The sequence below is a fragment of the Streptomyces sp. NBC_00162 genome (genome assembly GCF_024611995.1).
Lineage (GTDB): Bacteria > Actinomycetota > Actinomycetes > Streptomycetales > Streptomycetaceae > Streptomyces.
In genome coordinates this window covers 7,263,819-7,272,664 of the sequence record NZ_CP102509.1, presented here as the reverse complement: position 1 = coordinate 7,272,664, position 8,846 = coordinate 7,263,819, and the positions used below count along the sequence as shown (strand labels likewise).

General features: G+C 70.1%; 5 protein-coding genes. 1 reads left to right on the top strand and 4 read right to left on the bottom strand.

Annotation, left to right across the window (positions count from 1 at the left end; translation table 11 throughout):
- The first annotated feature begins 32 nt into the window (after positions 1–32).
- On the top strand, positions 33–1,070 hold the full coding sequence (vioC, locus tag JIW86_RS33625; RefSeq protein WP_257557674.1) for an arginine beta-hydroxylase, Fe(II)/alpha-ketoglutarate-dependent: 1,038 nt from the start codon (positions 33–35) through the stop codon (positions 1,068–1,070).
- A gap of 89 nt (positions 1,071–1,159) precedes the next feature.
- Here vioC and JIW86_RS33620 read toward each other — a convergent pair whose 3' ends face one another.
- The 4 genes from JIW86_RS33620 to JIW86_RS33605 form a co-directional block, all read right to left on the bottom strand.
- Positions 1,160–3,592: a non-ribosomal peptide synthetase gene (locus JIW86_RS33620; protein WP_257557673.1), complete on the bottom strand. Its 2,433-nt coding sequence runs from the start codon at positions 3,590–3,592 to the stop codon at positions 1,160–1,162.
- A 285-nt stretch (positions 3,593–3,877) separates the two neighbouring features.
- Entirely contained in the window at positions 3,878–4,978 is a 1,101-nt protein-coding gene (gene rsgA / locus JIW86_RS33615; RefSeq protein WP_257557672.1) for a ribosome small subunit-dependent GTPase A, read from the bottom strand.
- Positions 4,979–5,260: 282 nt separating this feature from the next.
- A complete protein-coding gene (locus tag JIW86_RS33610; RefSeq protein WP_257557671.1) occupies positions 5,261–7,015 on the bottom strand; it encodes an NAD(P)/FAD-dependent oxidoreductase in 1,755 nt (584 codons plus the stop codon).
- A complete protein-coding gene (locus JIW86_RS33605; RefSeq protein WP_257557670.1) occupies positions 7,012–8,802 on the bottom strand; it encodes an amino acid adenylation domain-containing protein in 1,791 nt (596 codons plus the stop codon). The genes JIW86_RS33610 and JIW86_RS33605 overlap by 4 nt, the downstream gene beginning before the upstream one ends.
- Positions 8,803–8,846: the final 44 nt, after the last annotated feature.

Sequence of the window (8,846 nt, the reverse complement as noted above, 5' to 3'; positions counted from 1 at the left end):
ACCTGTTGCCCCCGCACATGAGGAGATCAACCATGACGACGTCTATCGAGCCCCGGACCGGGACAGAGCTGCGGCTGACCGCGGCCGAGGCCCGGCAGGTGTCCGAACTGACCCTGCGCCTGGCCGGGCAGTACCGCGCGGCCGACGACGAACGGCTGCTCCAGGACCTGCCGTTGCTCACCGGCGAGCTGCCCGTCCGGGTCCGGCGCTTTCTGCGGGCCTTCTCCCTCGACCAGGCCCGCGGTTTCTGCGCGGTCAACGGCCATCTCGTGGACGACGAGCGCATCGGGCCCACGCCCGCGCACTGGAAGGACGAGACCCGGATCCACCACGAACTGCCCGAGGAGATCCTCGTCCTCCTCTACGGTTCGCTGCTCGGCGAACCTTTCGGCTGGGCCACGCAGCAGGACGGGCACCTGGTCAACGACGTGTTCCCGATCCGCCAGTACGAGCACGAGCTGCTCGGCACGGGCAGCAAGACACCGCTGACCCTGCACACCGAGGACGCCTTCCACCCCTACCGCGCCGACTACATCATCCTGTCGGCGCTGCGCAACCCCGACGCCGTGCCGGTGACCGTCGCGGAGGCGGACTTCTCCGAACTGCCGCAGGACGTCCTCGACGTCCTGTTCCAGAGCCGGTTCCACATCGTTCCCGACAAGTCGCACCTGCCGGAGAACAACACGGTGCGCACCGACGAGGACCGGCTGGTCTTCGAGAACATCGCGCGCCTCATCGACGGGCTCGGCCCGGTGCCCGTGCTGACCGGCTCCCGGGCCCACCCCCTGCTGTGCTTCGACGCGACACACATGTCGGCGCCCGAGGACGACCCCGAGGCCGTACGTGCCCTCGCGGCGGCGGCGAAGCTGCTCGACGCCGGCCTGACCGACTGCCCGCTCGAGGCCGGGAGTTGTGTCTTCATGAACAACCACCGGGTGGTGCACAGCCGCAGTGCGTTCGAGGCGCGCTACGACGGCACGGACCGCTGGCTCAAGCGGGTCAACGTCACCCACGACCTCCGCAAGTCCCGTGCCATGCGCCGGTCCGTCGGCTCCCGCCTGATCGGCTAGAACCTGTCCGGGCGACCGCACAGCGGAACGCCACGCACTGTGCCCGGGGCGCTCGCGCCCCGGGCACAGTGCGTGGCGTCTCGGCGCCGCTACGCCTCGTGGTCCGGCTTGGCCTTCCGGATCAGCTGGGTGACCTCGCGGACCGTGGGGGTGTCGAAGAAGTCACCCATGTCGATGCTCACTCCCAGCTCCTTCTCGATGGCGTCGATCACGGAGATCGCGAGCAGGCTGTGCCCGCCCTCCTCGAAGAAGTCCCCGTCGGGACCGATCGGGCCGGAGGCGAGGACCTCCGCGAAGATGGCCCCGACCTTCGCCTCCAGCTCGTCGCCTCCCGCTCCCGTCCGCGACGGGGAGGGCGCGGGGGCCGGGGCGGCGTCGGTCTCGGCGAGACGCACCAGGGCGCCCCGGTCGATCTTGCCGCTCACCATCCGGGGCAGTTCGTCGATCAGCGTGATGGAGGTCGGCACCATCGCGGGCGGCAGGGCGGCATTGGCCCCCGCCCTGATCTCCTCCACCGTGGTGTCCACGGCTTCCAGCCAGGCCGCCAGCGCCGGAGCGCCGTCGGGGCCGCTCACCACGGCGACCGCCGCCTGCCGGACTCCCGGGAGCAGTCCCAGCACGCTCTCCACTTCACCGGGCTCCACCCGGTGGCCGCGTATCTTCACCTGGTCGTCGGCCCGCCCGGTGAACTCCAGCATTCCGTCCGGACGCCACCAGACGAGGTCCCCCGTGCGGTAGCTCCGTCCCCCGGGCGCCCCGGCGTCGGCCACGAACGCCGCCGCCGTCAGCTCCGGCCGGTTGCGGTATCCGTCCGCGAGGCCGTGACCCGCCAGCCTGAGCTCTCCGACGAATCCGATCGGCAGGACCCGGCCGTCGCCGCCGGTCACGGTGGCGACGGTGTTGGCGACGGGCCACCCGATCGGGAGGCCCGGTCCGGCGTCCGTGCCGTGGTCGAACGCGGTCGCGCCCACCGAGCTCTCCGTCGGGCCGTACTCGTTGATCAGCCGTACTGCGGGCAGCAGTTCGTGGTGGCGGCGCACCAGATCGGGCGTCGTGGCCTCGCCGGCGACCGTGACGGCGCGCAGTGAGGCCGCGGCACGCGGGAGTTCGCCCAGCAGGACCCGGTAGAGGCTCGGGACGTTCGTGAGGTGGGTGATGCGGTGCTGCTGCGCCAGCTCGGCCAGTTGACGCGGCAGCAGCTGGTGCGTGTCCGCGAGGACGAGGCGCCCGCCGGAGGCCAGCACCGGGAACAGGTCGGCGACCGAGCTGTCGAAGGCCAAGGACGGCAGTTGCAGCATCCTGGTGTCGAGGTCCAGCCCGTGGTTGCGCACCTTCCAGTGCACATAGCTCGCGATGGCACGGTGCCGGATCTCCACGCCCTTGGGCCTGCCGGTCGACCCCGAGGTGTACACCACGTACGCGAGGTCGTCCGGGAGCGGCCCGGACCAGCCCGTCGCGGGCTCGACGGCGGGGCCGCCGGCCGCGGCCTGGATGTCGATCACCGGGGCGGTGAGGCCGGCGGGCAGCCCGGCGAGCAGGTCGGGCGCGGCGAGGACCGCTCCGCACTCGGCGTCGTCGAGGATCTCGGCCAGCCTCGAGGCCGGTGACCTGGGGTCGAGCGGAACGTACGCCGCGCCCGCGAGCAGGGTGCCGGTGATCGCCGGCACGGCGTGGATCGTCTTGCCGGTGAGCACCCCCACCCGGTGTCCCCGTCCGATGCCCGCCGCGTGCAGACGCGCCGCCACGGCCTGCGCGGCCTGCCAGAACTCGCGGTACGTCAGGGTCTCGGCGCCGGCGACGACGGCCGTACGGTCCGGGTACGCGCGGACCGTCTCCTCGATCGGCGCCGTCAGCGTCGTGGGGACGCTCTGGGGTTCGAAGCCGCGCCGGCCGAGCGCGGTGGCCGCCGCCACATCGTCCGCCGCGGCCGACGGCAACGCGGCGGCGGGGCCGTGCGGATCGGCGAATCCGGCCAGGACCCGGGACACCGACCGAAGCAGGACTTCCAGGAACCATGTCTCGGCGCGATCCGGTCCGGCCTCGGCCACGAGTTCGCGTACGCCGTCCGCACCGGATTCCGTCAGGCTCAGCTCGATGACGTCCCGCCGGGACGCACGGGCAGCGGGGCCGGCACCGACCCGGGCCGAGCGGACCAGCACCGCGCCGGTGAGCGCCGCTTCCTCGCCGGCCACCACGGGCGCCGACCGCAGTGCCGAGTCGGCGGCCCGGATCAGATCGCCGACGGTGGACCGGGCGGCGAGCCCGATCCCGGCCAGTACCGGCCCGGCCGGGCCGGACACGGCCACCACCGGCTCGTCGGTGTGCTCCGCCGCACCGACCACCACTGCCGTCGCCGCGGTGAGGGCGACCAGTTCCTCCAGGGGGCGCCCGCCGGAGACCTTGGCCAGGCCGTCGACGGCGGCCTCGGTCAGCGCGAGTCTGGCGTGGGCCCGCGCCGACTGCGCGGCACCCGTGCGGCGGGGGCGGATCGTGGTGGCGGGCACAACAGAGTCGGACGTCATGGGCACGTTTCCTTGCTCGAGGACGAATGAAGACAACTGCCCGTCGGCCAAGCGGCGTTCGCCACGGCGTGTGGACCGCCATGGGTTTCGAACACCGCATCGGGCACGTGCGGGCACACCGTCACCGAGGTGGGACGCGAACGGACCGCGCACCGCCGGGCCGTGGCCGAGCCGGTACGCGGGTCACCGCTGACACCACAGGGTGCCCATGCACTTGTTCAGGCCGGAGTACCGGGCGGCCCGCAACTCGGGCGCCCGGTACTCCGGCCAGGCCGCTGCCTCGCGTCAGCCGCGCTTCGCGATCATGTTGGCCATGCCTTCCTTGCCCTGCGTCTTCAGCGCCTTGAGGCGCTCCTGGCGCAGGCGGGCATCGCTCCGCGAGGCGATCCACTGGTTCTCCCGGATCAGCTTGTGGTAGCTGTCCAGGCGGCGCTGCTGCAGCATGCCGTCCTCGATGGCCTCCTGTACCGCACAGCCGGGTTCCGCGACGTGATCGCAGTCCCGGAACCGGCAGTCCTCGGCGAGCAGCTCGATCTCCGAGAACGTCTGCTGGAGGCCGTCTGCGGCGTCGTACAGGCCCACGCCGCGAATACCGGGAGTGTCGATCAGCACACCGCCGCCCGGCAGGGGCATCAGCTCGCGGGTCGTGGTGGTGTGGCGGCCCTTGCCGTCGCTCCTGGTCTGCTGGGTCTCCATCACGGAGCGGCCCAGCAGTACGTTGGCGATGGTGGACTTGCCCGCGCCCGACTGTCCGACCAGGACGCTCGTCCCCGTCAGAACGGCCGCGAGGATGTCCATGCCGTCGTCGGTGGTGGCGCTGACGACCAGGACGTCCACCCCGGGCGAGGCCTGTTCGACCGTCTCGCGGACGCTCTCCGCGTCCTCCGCGAGGTCGGACTTGGTGAGGACCATCACCGGCTGCGCTCCGCTCTCCCACGCGAGGGCGAGGAACCGCTCGATCCGGCCGAGGTCCGGCTCCGTGTCCAGGGCCACGACGACGCCGATGGTATCGATGTTGGCGGCCAGCACCTGGCCCTCGGAGCGCTGCGAGGCGCTGGAGCGGACCATCGCCGTGCGACGCGGCAGCAGCGCCTGGACGTACGTGCCGGCCGCACTGGCCCGGACCGCCACCCAGTCGCCCGTGCAGGGCATCTTCATGGGGTCGGGGTCCGCGACCGGACCTGTGTCGGCGTGGACGACGGTCACCTCGGTGTCGCCGTCGGCGATCACGACGTCGCAGCGGCCCCGGTCGACGCGGATGACCCGGCCGGGCACCCACGAGGCGTCGGCAACGGAGGCGAATTGGTCGTCGAGCTCAGGGGACCATCCGTAGGCCTCAAGCGGCCGCGGGTAGATCGAATCAGCCGATGTCGATGAGTGACGCAACGCGATGAGCCCTTCGGGAGGTGTTTCCGGCCGGCGCACGCAAGTCGGACTGCGCCAGCTGCTGAACAGGGGGCGGAGGAGTGGGGCTGCTCTTCGGGCGCGGCTACGACGGTGGTGACATGCGGGTCGCCCACCTCGGCTGGCTCCGACGCCGGAGGCATTCAATGCACTTGACGCTACGACAGCACCGGGCGGCCCGCAACACCGCTCAAGCAGCGCTGGATTGAGACTCGAGATGCTCGCCCACTCACCCGGAGCCCGCCCGGGTGAGTGGGCGGTGATCTACCGTCCGGCGGGCGTCGAGGTGCGGTAAAGGGCCCGCAGCTCCTTCTCCAGCGCGTTGACCTCGTCCAGCCTCGGCCGGCTCTTGGGCGCGAACAGTCCGTCCTGCTCCCAGCGTTCCGGGTCCAGGCTCAGTGCCGAGACGTTGAGCCAGCCCCGCGAGCGGATCTCTTCGAGGCTCTCGGGAAGGGCGTCCTCGAGGGCGAGGTAGAAGATGACGTGGGCCAGCTCCTCGATGCGCTCCAGACCGTCGCGCACGCTCGTGAGCACCGTGCCGAAGGCGGGTATCTCGTCACCCGGCAGGTTCTGCTCGAAGAGCCGGGCGAGCGTGGGCACGTCGTCGTAGTAGTCGATGTAGTCGAATGCGAAGACGCCGCGGTAGCTGCGCGCCCAGGCCTGGAAGAGGTTCATGATGGTGCCCTGGGTCGCCACCGCGTGCGCGCCGAGCGCGCTGAGCGTGGTGCTCGCCGACTCGTCCAGGAAGGTCTTCCCGTAGAACTGCGGGTCGGAGAAGGACCATCCGACGTAGTAGTCCCAGATCGTCTTCAACGACATGATCACGGCGTTGTCGTGGAAGGCGTAGGAGCCCTGGATGTTCATCGTGAGGCCCTCGGCGAGCGAGAGGAACCAGCGGTTGGCGTACCGCACGAAGCCCTCGTCGAAGGACTCCTTCACGTCCCGGCCGACCATCTCGGTCACGAAGCTGTTGGCGTAGCCGATCAGGTTCGACCCCACGGAGTAGTAGGGGTCGGCGAAGACCGCGGCGTCGCCGACGCACGCCCAGCGGTCCTGCGAGAAGACCTGCTGCGAGGAGTGGCTGTAGTTCTTCAGTACGCGGAAGTCGAGGACCGGCAGCTCGCGGATCGCGGGGTCGAAGCCCGGCACGCGCTCCACGACGAAGTCGATCGCCTTCTCGATCCGGTTGAACTTGGTGACCGGGTGGAGGTCGTCGGACACGACGATGCCGACGCTGGTGTGGTCGGGGGCCAGCGGGATGGCCCACACCCAGCCGCCCTCGAACATGAAGTGGTTGGTGGAGTGCCAGCGCGGTTCGGTGATGCGGTCGTGCCAGCCGGAGTGCTCGGGGCCGACCGCCTCGTCGGTGTCGAGCCGGCCTTCGAGCCGGAACCAGACCGAGTTGTGGGGCTTGGGGTACCGCTTGGTGAGGTCGAGCTTGCGCTGCAGCAGGCGGTGCCGGCCCGTGGCGTCGACGACCCACCGGCAGGTCACGGTGGCGGGCTGCGCGCTGTCGTCGTCGATGGCCTGGTACGTGACCTTGTGGGGGGCGTCCTGCTCACCGAGCTCGATGTCCAGGACCTTCACGCCCTGCGTCAGCACGGCCCCGGCACCCTCGACGATCACGCGCAGGTGTTCTTCCAGGGAGCCGCGGTTGAGCTGGTAGGACTTCGCCGGCAGGAAGCGGTTGACACCGAACTCGGCTTCGTCCTGGAGACCTTGGCCGCCGCCGTAGAAGTAGCGCAGCCCCAGCTTCTCCAGGTGCTGTTCCTCCAGGTAGTCGTACAGGCCGATGACGTGGGAGAAGTAGTAGGCGCCCACCTCGACCGAGGACTCGCCGACCTTGAACGCGGACAGCGGGATCGGGGAGCGCTCGCGCTCGCAGACCAGGACGGACAGCCCGGGCTGCGCGTCCTTGAGCTGCTTGGCCAGAGTCAGCCCGGCCAGGCCTCCGCCCGCGATGACCACGTCGTAGTCGACACCGCCGAAAATGGAATCGGTACCGCTCTGCCTGCTCACTTTGCTCCCACCTTGTCGTTCTGTCGGTCCTCGATCACGAGGGCCAGGCTCCGGATGGTCCGGTCCGTGTAGGGGTCCGAGACCTCAAGCTGGACCCCGATCCGCTGCTCCACATGGGCCAGCAGGTCCATCACACTCAACGAGTCGCCGCCCAGGTCCAGGAAGTCGTCGTCCAGACCGATGGGCAGCGGCGCGAACAGCTCCTGCCAGATCTCCAGAAGCGCCGCCTCGGCCTCGCTCCCCGGCTGCGGACCCGCCGCACGCCGGCCGACCGTCCCCTCGTACAGGGCGATGAGGGCCTTGTCGTCGACCTTGCCGTTGCCGGTCAGCGGCACCGTGTCGACCGGGATGATGGCCGAGGGGACCATGTAGTCCGGGAGGTTCTCCTGCGCCGTCGCGCGCAGCCGGTCGACGTCCTGCCCGGTGGACCCCTGGACGAAGGCGACCAGCAGCGGAGTGTCGGTCTCGGTGACGTGGCGCAGGACGTGCACGTGGCTGACCGTCGCGTCCTGGGCCAGGACCTGGGCCACCTGACCCAGCTCGACCCGTCGGCCCCGGATCTTCACCTGGCCGTCACGGCGCTCGATGAACTCCAGGTCACCGCCGGCGTGCTGTCGCACGATGTCCCCGGTGCGGTAGACGCGCTTGCCGGCGGCGGGGGCCGCGGCCGGGGTGAAGAAGCGCTGTGCCGTCAGCTCGGGGTCGCCCAGGTAGCCGCGGGCCAGGCCCGCCCCGGCGAGGTGGAGCTCGCCGATCCCGCCCGGCCCCACCGGCTGACCGTCCTCGTCCAGGACGAACGCCTCGGTGTTCTCGATCGGCCTGCCGATGAGGACGCGCTCGTCGGTGGCGGCGAGGCGGTGGACGGTGGAGCAGACCGCGTTCTCGGACGGCCCGTACTCGTTGTACAGATCCACCTGCGGCAGGCGCAGGTAGTGCTCGAGGGTCAGGCTCGGCGTGAACCATTCACCGGCGATCGTGACGCACCGCAGGGACGTCACCGACCCGGCTTCCATGCCCTCCAGCAAACGCTTGTACAGCATCGGCGTGATCAGGAAATGGGTGACGTTCCCGTGTTCCATCAGGCCGGTCAGGTAATGCCGGTCGGTGATGCGGTCCCGGCGCGGCAGCAGCAGACGTGCACCGGAGGTGAGGGCGCAGAACGTGTCCGCCACGGCACTGTCGAAGGACGGCCGCGGAATGGCCAGCGTCACGTCCTCCGGACCGAAACCGTAATAGGAATTGCGCCACGTCAGCGTATGGACGATCGCACGGTGCTCGACGGCCACGCCCTTGGGCCTGCCCGTCGACCCCGACGTGTAGATCACGTACGCGAGGTCGGAGGGCGTGGCCGCGGGTTCGGGGTCGGTGTCCGGGGTGGTCAGGGCGGCGCTCATGACGTCCAGAACGAACAGCTCGCCGTTGAAGTACATCGCGCCGGCGGCCGCTGACGACTCGATCACCATGGCCTTGGGTGCCACGTCCTCGACGATCCGCTGGGTCACCCCCGGCGGGTTGTCGGGGTCCAGGGGGACATAGGCACCGCCGGCCTTGAGGACGGCCAGCATGGAAATGATCACGTCCAGGGGATGCCGGACCAAAATCGCCACCCGGTCATCGGGGCGGACCTGGCCGGTATCCCTCAGGTGGTGGGCCAGTCTGTTTGCCCGGCGATTCAGCTCGCCGTAGCTCAAAGATTCACCTTCGAATTCCAGGGCAGTATGCCCCGAATATCTTCTGACACATTCCTCGAAGAGGAAAGTCAGAGTCCTTGGATCGTCATGGTTCATCAACAAACGTCCCCTGCCGGATCATTGTCAATTCTAGATTCGAA

Coding starts and splice junctions, on each gene's coding strand:
- vioC (WP_257557674.1), top strand. CDS start 33: ATGACGACGTCTATCGAGCCCCGGACCGGGACAGAGCTGCGGCTGACC.
- JIW86_RS33605 (WP_257557670.1), bottom strand. CDS start 8,802: ATGAACCATGACGATCCAAGGACTCTGACTTTCCTCTTCGAGGAATGT.
- JIW86_RS33620 (WP_257557673.1), bottom strand. CDS start 3,592: ATGACGTCCGACTCTGTTGTGCCCGCCACCACGATCCGCCCCCGCCGC.